The organism is Bifidobacterium aemilianum, from assembly GCF_003315635.1.
In the GTDB taxonomy this organism is placed as follows: domain Bacteria; phylum Actinomycetota; class Actinomycetes; order Actinomycetales; family Bifidobacteriaceae; genus Bifidobacterium; species Bifidobacterium aemilianum.
The window spans coordinates 1-16,230 of sequence record NZ_PDCG01000013.1 but is presented as its reverse complement, the minus strand read 5'-3'; the positions used below and the strand labels follow the sequence as shown (position 1 = coordinate 16,230).

Here is a 16,230-nt window from a genome sequence, read left to right as displayed (position 1 = left end):
CGTTTCGGCCCAGCTGGTCAACGTGATCGCCCCCTCATACCCTTCGATGCGCTCGATGAGCATGTCCATGGCCTTGTGGGCGTAGTCGTCGACGAAGGGTATGAGGTGCCGGTCCGCACCGTCAGCACCGACTTCACCCTGGTGGAACGCGCCTCCACCCGTCTGACCTGACCGCTGCCGGTTTGTAGGGTTTGCTTGTGTGGACTGGCCCTCTTCCGGGAGCGGCAGAGAATACAAAACTATACAAAAGGATATAAAACTGTGAGAAGGGTATGGCGGCAAGGGGGCTGCCCTGGTATCGCTTGCGGCATAAGGGAATTTGTGGTAGTGTTAATGCTTTGCATGAAGTGTGTCATATTGCGGGCATGCTGGCAGTGAGGAAGCGCCCGCGTTTCGGCATATGGCGGCCGTCGCAGCTTCCGGGGAACAGTAAGTATCAGTATCGAACGACAAGCGAGCGATAAGGAACGTCCATTGGCTGCTAAGAAAGCTACGACGAATACCACACAAGTCATCGCACGTGCCGACGAAGAGGACATTGCCTTGCACAAGGCGTCGGACCGCGTGAATTTTGGCTCCATCCGTGAGCCCATCAAGGTGCCCTATCTGCTGGGCGTGCAGACCGACAGCTTCGACTGGCTGATTGGCAATGAGCGTTGGAAGCAGCGCGTTGAGGAGGACATCGCCGCCGGTACCAACACCGTGGCCCACACCTCCGGCCTGGCCGAGGTCTTCGAGGAGATCTCGCCCATCGAGAACTTCGCTCAGACCATGAGCCTGACCTTCTCCGACCCCTACTTCGAGGAGCCCCGCCACACGGTTCAGGAGTGCAAGGACAAGGACTACACCTACTCCGCACCCCTCTACGTCAACGCTGAATTCGAGAACGGCGACACCGGCGAGATCAAGAGCCAGACGGTCTTCATGGGTGACTTCCCCCTGCAGACCCCCCACGGCACCTTCATCATCGGCGGCACCGAGCGCGTCATCGTCTCCCAGCTGGTCCGTTCCCCGGGCGTCTACTTCGACCGTACCCCCGACCGCACCTCCGACAAGGAGATCTTCGGGGCCAAGATCATCCCATCCCGTGGTGCATGGCTTGAGTTCGAGATCGACAAGCGCGACGTCCTCGGCGTGCGCGTGGACCGCAAGCGCAAGCAGTCGGCCATCGTCTTCCTCATGGCCATCGGCATGACCAAGTCCGAGATCGCCAAGGCCTTCAAGGATTACCCGCTGGTCATGGATGCCCTGGAGAAGGAGACCATCGAGACCCAGGACGAGGCCTTGACCGACCTCTACCGCAAGATCCGCCCCGCGGACACCGCCAGCCCCGACGCCGGCCGCAACCTGCTGGACTCCTTCTACTTCAACACCAAGCGCTACGACCTGGCCCGCGTTGGTCGTTACAAGATCAACCGCAAGTTGGGCCTGGAGGCCGGGGTCAACGACCGCAGCCTCTCACAGGACGACATCGTCGCCACCATCAAGTACCTGGTGGCCCTGCACGAGGGCGCCCAGACCTTCCCCGGCAAGCGTGACGGCCAGGAGGTCGAGCTGCGCGTGGACGTGGACGACATCGACCACTTCGGCAACCGCCGCATCCGCCAGGTGGGCGAGCTGATCCAGAACCAGCTGCGCACCGGCCTGAGCCGTATGGAGCGCGTGGTCCGCGAGCGCATGACCACCCAGGACGCCGAGGCCATCACGCCCCAGTCCCTGATCAACATTCGCCCCGTGAACGCCACCATCAAGGAGTTCTTCGGTACCTCCCAGCTGAGCCAGTTCATGGATCAGAACAACCCCCTGTCGGGTGTGACCAACAAGCGTCGTCTCTCGGCCCTGGGTCCCGGCGGCCTCTCGCGCGACCGCGCCTCCATGGAGGTACGTGACGTTCACCCCTCGCATTATGGCCGTATGTGCCCCATCGAGTCCCCTGAGGGTCCGAATATCGGTCTGATCGGCTCCCTGGCGACCTTCGCCCGGGTCAACCCCTTCGGCTTCATCGAGACCCCCTACCGCAAGGTCGAGGATGGCCATGTGACCGACGACGTGGTCTACATGACCGCCGACCAGGAGAACGAGCACGTCATAGCCCAGGCCAACCAGCAGCTGGACGACAAGGGCAACTTTGTTGACAAGTCCGCCCTGGTCCGGTCCGCAGCCGGCGAGGCGGAGGATGTGCCGGTCGACCAGGTCGACTACATGGATGTCTCACCGCGCCAGATGGTCTCCGTGGGCGCCTCCCTCATCCCCTTCCTGGAGCATGATGAGGGCCACCGCGCACTGATGGGCACCAATATGCAGCGTCAGGCCGTGCCGCTGATCCGCTCCGAGCGCCCCCTGGTGGGCACCGGCTCCGAATGGAAGGCCGCCTACGATTCCGGCGACGTCATCCTGGCCGAGAAGCCCGGTGTGGTCACCTACGTCTCCGCCGACATCATCCGTGTCATGAACGATGACGGCAGCCAGTCCTCCTACCGCCTGGCCAAGTTCCAGCGGTCCAACCAGATGACCTGCTACAACCAGGTCCCCCTGGTCAACGATGGCGACCGGGTCGACCAGGGCACCGTCCTGGCAGATGGCCCCGCCACCCAGAAGGGCGAGATGGCCCTGGGCAAGAACGCCCTGGTGGCCTTCATGCCTTGGAACGGCTACAACTACGAGGACGCCATCATCATCTCCCAGCGGTTGGTCCAGGACGACACCCTGTCCTCCATCCACATCGAGGAGTTCGAGATCGACGCCCGCGACACCAAGCTGGGACCTGAGGAGATCACCCGCGACCTGCCCAACGTCGGCGAGGACACCCTGGCCAACCTGGACGAGCGCGGCATCATCCGCATCGGTGCCGAGGTTGAGTCCGGCGACATCCTGGTCGGCAAGGTCACTCCCAAGGGCGAGACCGAGCTGACTCCTGAGGAGCGGCTCCTGCGCGCCATCTTCGGCGAGAAGAGCCGCGAGGTGCGCGACACCTCCCTGCGCGTTCCCCACGGCGAGACCGGTACCGTCATCGCCATCAAGGAGATCACCCGGGACCAGGCCGAGGAGGACGGCGACGAGCTGCCCAACGGCGTCAACCAGATGATCCGCATCTACATCGCCCAGCACCGTAAGATCACCGAGGGCGACAAGCTCTCCGGCCGCCACGGCAACAAGGGCTGCATCTCGCGCATCCTGCCCGAGGAGGACATGCCCTTCCTGGCGGACGGCACCCCGGTTGACATCATGCTCAACCCCCTGGGTGTGCCCAGCCGAATGAACCTGGGCCAGGTGTTGGAACTGCACCTGGGCTGGATCGCCCACGCCGGTTGGGACATCACCCTGGACCCTGAGGTCGAGGCGGCTTGGAAGCAGTACATCCCCAAGGGCGCAGAGAAGGGCGAGCCCGGCACCCCCGTGGCCACCCCCGTCTTCGACGGTGTGCGCCCCGACGCCATCAAGGGCCTGCTCAAGACCACCCTGCCCGATCGCGACGGCAACCGTCTGGTCGGCGACAACGGCAAGGCGCAGCTCTTCGACGGCCGTACCGGCGAACCCTTCCCCAAGCCGATCTCCGTAGGCTACATGTACATGCTCAAGCTCCACCACCTGGTGGACGACAAGATCCACGCCCGCTCCACCGGCCCCTACTCCATGATCACCCAGCAGCCGCTCGGTGGTAAGGCCCAGTTCGGTGGCCAGCGCTTCGGCGAGATGGAGGTCTGGGCCCTGGAGGCCTACGGTGCCGCCTACACCCTGCACGAGATGATGACCACCAAGTCCGATGACGTTGATGGTCGCGTGCGGGCCTACGGTGCCATCGTCAAGGGAGATAACCTGCCGCCGGCAGGCATCCCCGAGTCCTTCAAGGTGCTTCTCAAGGAAATGCAGTCCCTGACCTTGAATGTCGAGGTGCTCAACGCCGACGGCGTGGCCATCGACATGAAGGATGAGGACGACGATCCCATCTCCTCCTCCCAGGATCTGGGCTTCAACATCGGCGCCCGCCCCGACGCGGCCGCCAAGGAAGACCAGGCCGTCAAGGAGCCCGAGTTCCGCTGATCCATGCGGGCCCTGCCTCGAGCAGGGGCAGGGCCCGCTCCTAGAACGTGATTGAATACATTTCAACAGACAGGACATTAGAGTGCTGGACGTCAACGCATTTGACAAACTGAGAATCGGCCTGGCCACCACTGAGGACATTCATAACTGGAGTCACGGCGAGGTCAAGAAGCCAGAAACCATCAACTACCGTACCTTGAAGCCCGAGAAGGACGGTCTCTTCGGCGAGCAGATCTTCGGACCCACCCGCGACTGGGAGTGCGCCTGCGGCAAGTACAAGCGCGTGCGCTTCAAGGGCATCGTCTGCGAACGCTGCGGCGTTGAGGTCACCCGCTCCCGCGTCCGCCGTGAGCGCATGGGCCACATTGAACTGGCCGCCCCGGTCACCCACATCTGGTTCTTCAAGGGTGTGCCCTCCCGCTTGGGCTACCTCCTGGACATCGCTCCCAAGGACCTGGAGAAGGTCATCTACTTCGCCGCCTACATGGTCACCAAGGTGGACGAGGAGCAGCGTCACCAGGACATGCCTGACCTGCAGGACGAGTTCGACAACGAGCTCGCCAACCTCTACAAGCGCCGCGACAACGACATTGAGGAGCGGGCAAAGAAGCTGGAGTCCGACCTGGCCGATCTGGAGCAGGAGGAGGATGTCAAGTCCGCCGCCAAGTCCAAGCTGCGCAACTCCGCCGAGCGTGAGATGAACGCCATCCGCCAGCGCTATGACGACCAGGCCCAGCGTCTGTCCGCCGTCTTCGACCGCTTCAAGAGCCTCAAGCCCGGCGACATGGAAGGCGACGTGGACCTGTGGATCGAGATGGTCGACCGCTATGGCGACTACTTCGAGGGTTGCATGGGTGCTGAGGCCATCAAGAAGCGCCTGCAGGACTTCGACCTGGAGGCCGCCGCCAAGCAGCTGCGCGAGGAGATCGACAAGGGGACCGGCCAGCGCAAGGCCCGCGCCCTCAAGCGCCTGAAGGTGGTCTCCGCCTTCATCAACACCGGCAACAAGCCCGAGGCCATGGTCCTGGATGCCGTTCCGGTCATTCCCCCCGACCTGCGCCCCATGGTCCAGCTCGACGGTGGCCGCTTCGCCACCTCCGACCTGAACGACCTCTACCGTCGCGTCATCAACCGCAACAACCGCCTCAAGAGGCTGATCGAGCTCGGCGCCCCCGAGATCATGCTCAACAATGAGAAGCGCATGCTCCAGGAGTCCGTCGATTCCCTCTTCGACAACGGCCGCCGTGGCCGCCCGGTCACCGGCGCCTCCAACCGCCCGCTGAAGTCCCTGGCTGACATGCTCAAGGGCAAGCAGGGCCGTTTCCGCCAGAACCTGCTGGGTAAGCGTGTGGACTACTCGGGCCGTTCCGTGATCGTGGTCGGTCCCTCCCTGCGCATGCACCAGTGCGGTCTGCCCAAGCCCATGGCCCTGGAGCTCTTCAAGCCCTTCGTCATCAAGCGCCTGGTGGACCTCAACTACGCCCAGAACATGAAGTCGGCCAAGCGACTGGTCGACCGGGGCGACGCCGAGGTCTGGGGCGTGCTGGAGGAGGTCATCTCCGAGCACCCCGTGCTGCTCAACCGTGCACCCACCCTGCACCGTCTGGGCATCCAGGCCTTCGAGCCCATCCTGGTCGAGGGCAAGGCCATCCACCTGCCGCCCCTGGCCTGCGCGGCCTTCAACGCCGACTTCGATGGTGACCAGATGGCAGTCCACCTGCCCCTGTCCGTCGAGGCCCAGGCCGAGGCCCGCTCCCTGATGATGGCTTCCGACAACATCCTCAAGCCCGCAGACGGCCACACGGTGACCATGCCCTCCCAGGATATGATCCTGGGTCTGTACTACCTGTCGACCGTGATCGAGGGCGCCAAGGGCCAAGGGCGTATCTTCAGCTCCCTGGAGGAGGCCCGTATGGCTCTGGACAAGGGCGATATCGACCCCCAGGCCAAGGTGCTCATCCGCCTGCCCAAGGAATTCGTGCTGCCCACCGGCTGGGAGCCTAGCGAGTTCAAGGCCGTGGACCCGGAGCCCGGCAGCCCCGAGGACGTCAAGGAGGAGCGTTTCCAGGACGGATCCGTCCTCTTCGCCACCTCCCTGGGCCGGATGCTCTTCAACGAGACCCTGCCCACGGACTATCCCTTCGTCAACGAGCAGGTCCCCAAGGGCAAGCTCTCGAAGATCGTCGATGACATCGCCACCCGCTACTCCACCGCACAGGTGGCCGCCAGCCTGGATGCCCTCAAGGACCTGGGTTTCACCCGGGCCCCCTGGTCCGGCGTGACCATGGCCTTCTCCGACATCGTGTCCCCTCAGGATGGCGATGCCATCGTCAAGGAGTACGAGGGCCAGGCCGACAAGGTCAACAGCCAGTACGACATGGGTCTGCTGACCGCCGACGAGCGTCGTCAGGAGCTCATCAACCTCTGGACAGAATGCACCGATAAGGTTGCCGACGCCATGCGCGACAACTTCCATGACGATAACAACGTCAACATCATGGTGCAGTCCGGCGCCCGTGGAAACTGGATGCAGATCCGTCAGATCGCTGGTATGCGAGGTCTGGTGGCCAACCCCAAGGGTGAGATCATCCCCCGCCCGGTCAAGTCCAACTACCGCGAGGGCCTGTCCGTTCTGGAGTACTTCATCTCCCAGCACGGTGCCCGAAAGGGTCTGGCCGATACGGCACTGCGTACGGCGGAGTCCGGCTACCTGACCCGTCGTCTGGTCGATGTCTCCCAGGAGGTCATCGTGCGTGAGGACGACTGCGGCACCAAGCGCGGCTTGCCCATGCAGGTTGCCGAGCGTGACGAGACCGGCAAGCTGGTCCTGGTCAAGGCGGCTGACGGTGGTCCTTACTCCCGTCTGCTCTCCGAGGATGTGCTGGACCCCAAGGACGGCAAGACCGTGCTCTACAAGCGCGGCGATGCCCTCTCCATGGATGCCCTGCGCGACCTGGTCGCCCACGGCGTCGAGGAGGTCAAGGCCCGTTCCGTGCTGACCTGCGAGGCCAAGCGTGGCGTGTGCGCCAAGTGCTACGGCTGGTCGCTGGCCACCTCCAAGCTGGTGGAAGTCGGCGAGGCCGTCGGCATCGTGGCGGCCCAGTCCATCGGTGAGCCCGGCACCCAGCTGACCCTGCGTTCCTTCCACTCCGGTGGTGTGGCATCGGCCTCTGATATCACCCAGGGTCTGCCCCGTGTCACGGAGCTTTTCGAGGCCCGTACCCCCAAGGGTGAGGCCCCCATCGTCGAGTTCCCCGGCACCATCAAGGTCGAGGATTCCGACCGTGGTCGCCAGGTGATCCTGACCCCCGACGATTCCGCCGTGGAGCCGATCTCCTACCCGGTGACCCGTCGCGCTCCCATGCTGGTCAAGGATGGGCAGCACGTCGAGGCCGGAACCCAGCTGATCGAGGGCTCCGTCGATCCCAAGAAGATCCTGAGGATCCTCGGCCCCCGCGCCGCTCAGGTGAACATCGTCAACGGTGTGCACGACGTCTACCGCTCCCAGGGCGTGGACATCCACGACAAGCACATCGAGGTCATCGTTCACCAGATGCTGCGCCGTGTGACCACCATCGACTCGGGTGACACCAAGCTGCTCCCGGGTGAGCTGGTCGACCAGGCCAAGTTCAAGGAAGCCAACATGGAGGCCGTCAAGGCCGGTGGCAGGCCCGCCTCGGGCCGCCCAGAGCTCATGGGCATCACCAAGGCGTCCCTGGCCACCGACTCCTGGCTGTCCGCCGCCTCCTTCCAGGAGACCACCCGTGTGCTCACGGAGGCCGCCCTGAGCCAGAAGGAGGACGAGCTCAAGGGCCTCAAGGAGAACGTGATCATCGGAAAGCTGATCCCGGCCGGTACCGGTCTGGCCCGCTACCGGAACGCCACCGTCGAGCCGGACAAGGCCATCCGCGACACCATCTACCCCAACTTCGGTCTGGGTGGGGATGAGACCGGTGGCGACCTGTCCGACGCCGACCTGTCCGATGTGGACTTCTCATCCATCGACTTCGGCGACCTGAAGCTGGGCGATGACTTCAACCCCGATGACTTCCTGGACGACCAGGGAGGCAACGCGGATGTGGACAGCAGCGGCAGCGACCTCTGATAGGACTGGCTCAGGCCTAGGGACCAGGCTCCAGGCCTGAGCCTTCAGTCCTCGACCGTTAAGTGAAACCCGACCCGGCAGTGAAGAATTTCCTTCCCGCCAGGTCGGGTTTTCGTATGTCCAGCCGCATCTCTTATCAATGTGATAGAACTGGCCTATGGCACATTTACCCTATCCACCTGCTCCGGAGCCCGGCTGGTACGATGATGACCCCGGTCTCAACCCCACTGTGGAGCCTGCGGAGGTGCCTGTGACTCACGGGCTGTCAGGCCAGAGCCTTGACGCAGGGCTGGCCAAGAAAGGCATGGTCCAATCGGCTCAGTCGGTTCAGCCCGCCATCAGGGTCGGTATCGCGGATATGAAGGATGATGTGGAGGATTGGGATGGGACCCTGCTGTCGGACTCCTTCACCTTGAAGAGCCCGACACTGGTCTATAGGCTCCACAACGAAGCCACCGGCCAGGATATCGTGATTGACAAGAGCGTCCTCCTGGGGCGCAAGCCTTCGGCCATCGTTCCCGCCGGGGCCAAGTCCGAGCGCGTGGAGGATCCGACCCGGACCGTCTCACGCAACCATGCGTCCATCAGCTTCGCCCAGGATGGCCAGCTCTGGATTGAGGACTATGGCTCCCTGAACGGCAGCTACATCATACGTGGCGACGAGGAGACCACCGTCACCCAAGGCAAGCCCGTCGCCCTGGAGGCCCCAGCCATAGTCCGTCTAGGCGACCAATTCTTCGACTTCACCCAGGACTGAAACATACCTGCTTGTACCTGGTGCCCTAGCTGGACTAACAGCTCTTGAACCTTCGTCGTGCTTCCGCACATCTGCCCCTGGAACATTGTTGACGTGTGGCAGGGGGCAGACCGTGACTGGTAGGTTGTTTGTGCCGCTTACTGGGGCCTGGTGGCTAGGGCGGCGTCAATGGCGGGGTCGTGCTGTTGGGCCAGCCAGTTGAGGAGGGACGGGTAGGTGTTGGGGTTGCGGGCCAGGCAGGGGCGCAGCTCGGGGGCGTACTGGGCGATCTGGGCAAGGATCATCTGGTCGGTCTTGGGGTCCAGGGCCTGCTCGGCGGTGAAGTGGTAGGCGTTGCTGGCCTCGACCTGGCCGGCGGGCTGTGGTTGGGCTGAGTGGCCATGGACCGGCTGTGCGGCCTGAACCTGGTCAGGCTGAGCGGACTGAGTGGCGGCCTGTCCCGGTGCGGCCTGGAACGCAGTGGCCTGGATGGGTGTTGCCTGAGGGGACTGTGCCTGGAGGCTGGGACTTGCTGCCTGTGGATAGGCGGCGGCAGTCTGTGCGGTTTGCGCCGCCGGAGTCTGCTGAACCTGCTCGGCCTGTTGGCCTTGCCGGGCCGGCCCGGGCTGGTCGACCACGGGGCCCGCCTGGTCCACTATGCCCATCTGGGCCAGGGTCTGGCGGCAGCGGTCGTCGCCGAACTGGGCCAACCAGCGCTTGAGGCCGGGGTAGGCGCGGGGATTGACCGCCACATTGGCACCAAATTCAGGGTTCTCATAGGCGATCTTGGCCAGCATGATCGGGTCGGCTTGAGGGTCTTGAACCACCGCTGCCGCGGTATCGTAATCAACCATCACTGTCTCGTTTCTCTTTGGCTACTGCTGCTTGCGTCTGCCTGGTCGCTACTGCCTGCCACCGGTATGGTCCGCCGGCCAGTCCAACTGCCGTATGCATGGCCGGTTCTGCTATGGCATGCCTTGGTGTACATGGTAATTCCTGGTCCCGGCATTATAGGTTCTGCTCGGCCGCATGGGGTCTGATGGCGTCCAGGGTCTGGTCGTCCATCTGCCCGATGACCTCATGGTCGGCCAGTTTGCTGGCCTGCCAGGGCCCTGGGGCCGGCTGGGTGTGCGCGCTGGCATCCTTGCCGCCGCTTGCGGGCTCCGGGGAGGCTTTCAGGTCGACCACGACGACGGTGACATTGTCGTGGCCACCGGCGTCCAAGGCAGCCTGGATGAGCTGGTCAACAGCCGCCTGTGGGGCAGGGTTTGCCGCCGACACCTGGGCGATGACGCTGTCGTCTATTTCCCCGTGGAGGCCATCCGAGCAGATGATGAAACGGCCGCTGGGGACCACCGCATAGAAGTCGGGGTCGATTCCTTCGGGGGAGCCGATGCATTGGGTGATGATGTTCCGGGGAATGGTCGCCTCGGCCACGTCGGGCAGCACCACGCCCATGTCGATGGCCTCCTGGCGGCGGGAGTGGTCGTGGGTGATGCGCAGGAGGGAACCGGCAATGGGCCGGCCCTCGGCATCTAAGTTCATATGGTAGGTCCGGGAATCGCCGATGTTGACCACGTACCAAGCGCTGAGGGGGTCGATGTCTGCACCATCAGGGGTCAATGGAGGTTGGTCCTGGCTGCCCAAGCCTGCCAGGAATTCGGGGAAATCAGGGAAACGCTGGGCGGCGGGTGGGGCTGGCACGGAGGAGAGCCCGATGAGTTCCTGACCACCGGTGCCGACATCCAGACCGGCCACAGCCTCGGATATGTGGTCGAAGGCGTCGGCGTCCTGGGCCTGACCGGCTGTGTCTTCGGCACCCTGGGGCCCTTGCTCCTGGCAATCCGCTAGGAGCAGGGGTGCGATCAGACCGGTCAGGGTGGTGCCTGAAAGCCCGCCCCGGTCACGGCCGATGGCGGTGACGTCCTTATGGGAGGCCTCCAAGGCCTGGCAGATCAGGGCCCGGGAGCGTACAGGCTGGTCTGCCAGCTGCCGCAACCGGTTGATGGATGCCTGGGAGGCGGCCTGCCCTCCGACACCACCTCCCATGCCATCGCAGACGGCATAGATGCCCCGCTCGGCCATGCCGGTATCCTGGTTGTTGCTACGTCGCAGGCCAAGGTTGCTACCCACAGCCGCACGCACGGTCAACTGTGACGTCATGAGTCCAGCCTCTCTTTGCATACCCTGCCCTGCCTGCCTCGGTGTCCACTCCTGCCCAGGTGGGTATTCCCGGAAGGGTCGCTTGCTGTCGTGGGCTTTGGCTCCATACGCCCGTAGTGGGTGAGGGAGGCCCTGACCTTTGCCAGTATAGGCCACCGAATCCCGGAGCCGGAACCATTGCGCCCCTGGGGTCGGTCATGGCTGCCAGCCGTTGCCCTGGCGGAGCTCTCTGTTCGGGGCCTGCCCGGGAAGAGACCCCTGAGGGAGAGTCGGGTACGCAGTCTGCGCAGGAAGGGTTGGGAGGCCAGCAGCGATCGCCGGACCTGGTCCACGGCCTTCCAATAGCTGCCGGCCATCTGCTCGTGGGTCTTCTTGCCGGCGAAGGCGGAGTAGTCGGCCTGGCGGCTGAGGGCCAGTAGATCGGAGGGGTCCAGGTCAAGCTTGCGGGCCATGGCCAGGGCCTGTTCCCTGCGGGTCCCTCTAGCTGGCAGGGTCAGACCGCTTTGCCTGGCCAAGGCACAGACCGAGTCCCAGCCGGCGCCCACACGGCGGCCGGGGGAGCCGTGGCGCCGCCAGTATGCCAGCTGGGCGGCCTTCAGGGCCAGGATCAAGGCGCAGACGGTGAGCAGGGCCCAGAGGGGACTGCCGTAGAGGGCCACCATGCCGGCTATATGCCAGACCTGGGACCACTGGTTCTGCTTTTGCTCGTCGGCATTCTGGCCGGCCAGGGCCGACTGGCTGCGGGCCTGGTTCTCGTCCCGGAGGGGATCGGTCAGGGGGACCGGCGGCTGGCGGACCAGGGTCTGGGGGTTGGGAGGGGTTAGATTCTGGTTCTGGTCGGGGACCTTGGTCTCCTTGGGAGTCGGGTAGAAGGGGACCCAGCCGTACCCCTTGAGCCTGACCTCCACCCAGGCCTGGATGTCGTTGCCGGTGAATTCGACCTTGGTTGACCCGTCGTCCTGCTTCTTGGTCCTGGACCCACTGATGGCACCGTCCTTGTCTTTGGGTACGAAGCCGAAGACCACCCTGGCGGGTAGACCCAGATCCCGGGCCATGAGGGCCATGGCAGAGGCGTACTGCTCACTATCGCCGACCATGGCGCCACCCGCCAGCAGCGAGTTGATCCGGTAGTTGCCGTGACCAGGCTGCGAGGGGTAGTCGCCGGCCAGGCCATGGGAGAACCAGCCGGAGTCCTTGAGTTGGTCGGCCAGGGCCTGGGCGCTGGCCCCGCCCGTGCCGGAGCCGCCGGCCATGGCGGTGGCCAGGCTGTGGACTGCGTCGGGCACATCCTTGCTTCTGGGCTGGTCGATGTGGTCGGCCTGGGCCCTGGCGATTTGCTCGGCCGAGGGTATGACGGGGATGATGCCAGTTTCCTGGTAGGTCATCCTGGGCTGGGTCTGGGAGGGGATGATGGCCGAACTGGTGCCCACATTGTAATAGAAGTCCCTGCCCTGCCCCCTGCCAGCGAAGTCGATGCTGCTGGCGGCTCCGGCCAGGGGTAGCCAATAATCCTGCAGGCCTGGACCGACGGTGAAGCTGGCCTTGAAGCTCCTGCCATGGGCCGTGTTGGCTATGGAACCACCCACCTGGCGGTAGTCGGAGGAATCCGAGGCCTGTCTGGAATCCGAGAGGTTCCAGACGTTGCCGTCGAAGCTGTCCATGGCCGCCAGCCTTACGGGCGTGCCGGACGGCAGGTTCTCCACGGTCAGCAGTTTGTCCTTCCGGTGCTTCGTGAGATAGGACCGCATGGAACTCAGTGGGCTGGCGTAGTCGTAGGGGCTGATGGGTGGCTGGTAGCGCTCGCGTAGGGTCTGCCGGCTCTGCGGCAGGAGCAGGCAGCTGCCCAGGGCCAGGGTGGCCGCCAGCACGATGATGACCAGGCTGGAGAGCCAACGTTGGGCCTCCAGAAGCCGCCAGCGCCAGGAGAACCAGATGACGGTAAGCAGGCCCAGGAGCACGCCCCGGGTCATGGGCAGGGTGCCGGTCTGTGTGCCCAGCAGCGCGGAGGAGACCAGGTTGGCGGCCAGGGGCAGGAGGACCAGGGCCTCCTGGGCCAGCCTGGCGCTGATGGCGAGGAGGCCGGCCAGGAAGCCGAACCAGAGGTCCATGGTCCACAGGGCCATCAGGCCGCCGCCCTCATAGCCCAGTGGCGGTTGGATGGAGATCAGGTACTTGAAGGCGCCCAAGCTGCTGGAGGCACCCTGGCTGAGGGTCTCCAGACTGGGAATGACGTGACCGATGGCGCTCCCGTTGAGGCAGATGAGGGGGCCGATGACCCACTGGGCCAGGGCGAGGAAGACCAGTTGCCACCACAGGCGCAGGGCGGGTTGGGTGCCGGCCAGGGCGATCAGGCAGGCGATGAGCGTTGCCGGCAGGGCCGCCAGGGCCCAGATGGCGAAGGACCCGTAGACGTCAATGAGATTGGAGGAGGCCAGGAGGGTCAGCAGGGCCACGACGCACAGGCTGGCCAGGTCCGACCTCCACAGGTCAATGCCGGAGGCTGGCGAGTTGCTGGTCTTGCCTTGGTCGATCAGGTAAATGGCCGAGCTTCTGGAGCCGGCCCAGGCCCCAGGGGTGCGGTTGCCTGGTCCGGCCCCCGTTTTTGGGCCGCCGAAGGTCAGGGAGTCGCCCAGGTTCCCTCTGTCTGCCAGTCTTGATGTCTGCCCCAGCCTGCTCATGCCAGCACTCCCATGGTCATGGCCAGGTCGTCCAGGTGGCCGATGGTGATCAGAGTGAAGTCGTCGTATTCTCTGATGGTCTTGGGACTGCCGGCCCTGGTCTGCACCAGCAGGCAAGCGGCGGAAGGGGGCAGGCTGGCGGCCATGCGCTTGAGCCGGTCGACGCTCTGTAGGGAGCCGACGGTAATGAAGTAGAAGGAGGCGGCGGGGCTGTAGGTCAGGGTCGCCTCGGCCAGGTTGGGGTTGTCATGGGGGTCCGGTGCTATGGCCGAGCACAGGTCCAGAAAGCCCATGGCCTCCTTGGGGCTGGTGTGGGTGCTGCCGGTGTGGCAGGCCAGGGGTCGGTCCTGCTGGAGGCATTGCAGACCCAGGGAGGCGTGGGCAGAGACGGCGAGTTCAAACTCGGCCCGGTCCCGGTAGTGTTCGGGGTTCAGATCCAGGGTCAGGCTGCTGTCGGTGCGGCGGGTGGCCTCGTACTGGCGGATCATCAGCGAGCCGGTCTTGGCGCTGCTGAGCCAGTGGACGTTGCGCATGTCATCGCCGGACTCGTATTCGCGCAGGCCGTAGAAGTCCAGGTCATCATCCACGATCTGGCCGCTGGGCTGTCCCTCCAAGTCCCGCAGTAGACCGGCGTTCAGGGTCTGCAAGCGGACGGTTCGGGGGTGGATGTAGAGGGTCTGTGCCTGGCCCAGGGAGCGTTCGTGGCGGATGAGGCCGAAGGGATCACCCTTGCGGACCTTCAGGGGGCCGACGCTGAGCACGGCACGGTTCATGGCCGTGACTCCGATGTCGACATGCTTGGACTGGCTCGGTCCCAACATGGGGATGGTGAACCGCTCATGGGCTTGGCCTAGGGGCAAGTCGCCCTGGGCTCGAACGGTAGGGGTGTTGCCAGGGTTGCTGACGGCCAGACGGACCTTGACCTCGTCACCTACGGACACCCGCCCCTGGGAGAGTTCCAGGTCCGCGGAAAAGCTGGTGTTGCCCAGGGACATGGCCAGCGAAGACAGCAGCATGACCGCGCAGACCACCGACAAGGCCAGGAGTTCATGCCAGCCGCCCCAGGCATAAACGACCAGGCACACCACCGCCAGGCCGGCGGTCAGCCAGCCCAGGGGGGAGACATAGGCGGTCATCAGGCCACCAAGGCTTCTGGGGGTCTTCATCCAAGAACGGCCTTTTGCAGTGGCCCCGGTGTAGGTGCGCGAGCGCCCCCGGCCCTCGTGGAACAAGCCGCCGAACCGGTTTCCTGACCGGTCGCTGCCCCTGCTGGATATGGCTGCGCCATCCGCAGGGCCATGGGACTGCGAGGCTGCTGTGGCGGGCTGGTTCTTGGGCATGACCATCTTCCCCTCAGGCGCTCTGGCCAGCGCCCATGCTGGGTGCGGGCACCTGGTCCAAGAGGTCGGCGACGATCTGCTCGGCGGTTCGCCCCGTGAAGCTGGCTTCGGGAGTCAGGGTGAGACGATGCGCCAGCACGGGCGTGGCCAGGTCCTTGACATCGTCGGGCAACACATAGCCGCGGCCATCTGCCGCCGCCCAAATCCGGGCGCAACGGGTCAGGGCCAGGGCCCCGCGCATGGAGGAGCCGACCTCCAGCTGCTCGCTGATGCGGGTGGCCTCGACCAGGCGGGTGATGTACTCGAGGATGCTGTCGTCAACATGGACAAGTTCGGCGGTCCTGCGCAGGCTTGTGACCTCTGCCCCATCCATGACCGGCGTGATCGTCCGCGCCCTGTCCGCCACATCCAGCTGCTTGAGGATGCCTACCGAAAGCTCATGGGTCGGGTAGCCGATGGAGGTCTTGATGAGGAAGCGGTCCATCTGGGCCTCGGGCAGCTTGTAGGTGCCCAGCTGCTCGATGGGGTTCTGCGTGGCCAGCACGATGAAGGGCTGGGGCACGGACCGGGTCTCACCGTCCACGGTGACCCGTTGCTCCTCCATGACCTCCAGCAGGGCGGATTGTGTCTTGGGTGAGGCCCGGTTGATCTCATCGGCCAGCACGATGGAGGCGAAGATGGGTCCCTGGCGGAAGCTGAACTCACTGGTCTTCTGGTCGTAGAAGGTCACACCCACCACGTCCGAGGGCAGGAGGTCCGGGGTGAACTGGATACGACTGAAGGGGGTGGAGATGGAGTTGGCCAGGGCTCGGGCCAGCTGGGTCTTGCCGGTGCCGGGGTTGTCCTCCAGGAGCACATGCCCGCCCACCATCAGAGCCGTGAGGCAGAGCTTGATGGCCCGGGTCTTGCCGACCACGGCCAGGGAGATGTTGGTGAGCAGCTTGGAGAAGGACTCTTGGAAGTGGCGGATTTCCGGAGCTTCCTCGGGAATGAAAGCGGCGTAGGCCAGAGTGCCTGAGCTGCCTGGTCTAGCTGCCGGGGTCTGCATCGGCGGCTGGGGAAGGGCTGTCTCGTATACACCTCTGCCGCTGTCGACTATACCGCAGGGTTCGCTCTCTGGTGTAGCTGCGTCTCGTGTAAGATCTGCTTCGCTTACTGAGCGTTATG

Annotated in this window: 7 protein-coding genes and 1 pseudogene; 3 read left to right on the top strand and 5 right to left on the bottom strand. The window is 64.6% G+C overall.

Going from position 1 to position 16,230, the window contains the following annotated elements:
- Positions 1-474 precede the first annotated feature (474 nt).
- The 3 genes from rpoB to CRD60_RS07930 all read left to right on the top strand — a co-directional run bounded on the left by rpoB (position 475) and on the right by CRD60_RS07930 (position 8,903).
- Positions 475-4,041 carry a DNA-directed RNA polymerase subunit beta gene (gene rpoB / locus CRD60_RS07940; RefSeq protein ID WP_113860741.1) on the top strand — a complete coding sequence of 1,189 codons (3,567 nt, stop codon included), beginning with the start codon at positions 475-477 and terminating at the stop codon, positions 4,039-4,041.
- An 82-nt stretch (positions 4,042-4,123) separates the two neighbouring features.
- Positions 4,124-8,146 carry a DNA-directed RNA polymerase subunit beta' gene (locus tag CRD60_RS07935; protein WP_113860740.1) on the top strand — a complete coding sequence of 1,341 codons (4,023 nt, stop codon included), beginning with the start codon at positions 4,124-4,126 and terminating at the stop codon, positions 8,144-8,146.
- A 157-nt stretch (positions 8,147-8,303) separates the two neighbouring features.
- Entirely contained in the window at positions 8,304-8,903 is a 600-nt protein-coding gene (locus CRD60_RS07930) for an FHA domain-containing protein (RefSeq protein WP_113860739.1), read from the top strand.
- Positions 8,904-9,040: 137 nt separating this feature from the next.
- On the opposite strand, the gene CRD60_RS07925 is transcribed toward CRD60_RS07930, so the two are convergent.
- The 5 genes and pseudogenes from CRD60_RS07925 to CRD60_RS07905 all read right to left on the bottom strand — a co-directional run.
- Positions 9,041-9,736 carry a variant leucine-rich repeat-containing protein gene (locus CRD60_RS07925; RefSeq protein ID WP_113860738.1) on the bottom strand — a complete coding sequence of 232 codons (696 nt, stop codon included), beginning with the start codon at positions 9,734-9,736 and terminating at the stop codon, positions 9,041-9,043.
- A gap of 154 nt (positions 9,737-9,890) precedes the next feature.
- Positions 9,891-11,045 (bottom strand): PP2C family protein-serine/threonine phosphatase, encoded by a 1,155-nt coding sequence (locus CRD60_RS07920; RefSeq protein WP_113860737.1) that lies wholly within the window; start codon positions 11,043-11,045, stop codon positions 9,891-9,893.
- Entirely contained in the window at positions 11,042-13,723 is a 2,682-nt protein-coding gene (locus CRD60_RS07915) for a DUF3488 and transglutaminase-like domain-containing protein (protein ID WP_113860736.1), read from the bottom strand. Before CRD60_RS07915 ends, CRD60_RS07920 begins: the two co-directional genes overlap by 4 nt.
- Positions 13,720-14,889 carry a DUF58 domain-containing protein gene (locus CRD60_RS07910; RefSeq protein ID WP_113860749.1) on the bottom strand — a complete coding sequence of 390 codons (1,170 nt, stop codon included), beginning with the start codon at positions 14,887-14,889 and terminating at the stop codon, positions 13,720-13,722. Before CRD60_RS07910 ends, CRD60_RS07915 begins: the two co-directional genes overlap by 4 nt.
- A gap of 187 nt (positions 14,890-15,076) precedes the next feature.
- A pseudogene (locus tag CRD60_RS07905) lies at positions 15,077-16,030 on the bottom strand (AAA family ATPase); the annotation flags it as partial.
- Between the last annotated feature and the right edge of the window lie 200 nt (positions 16,031-16,230).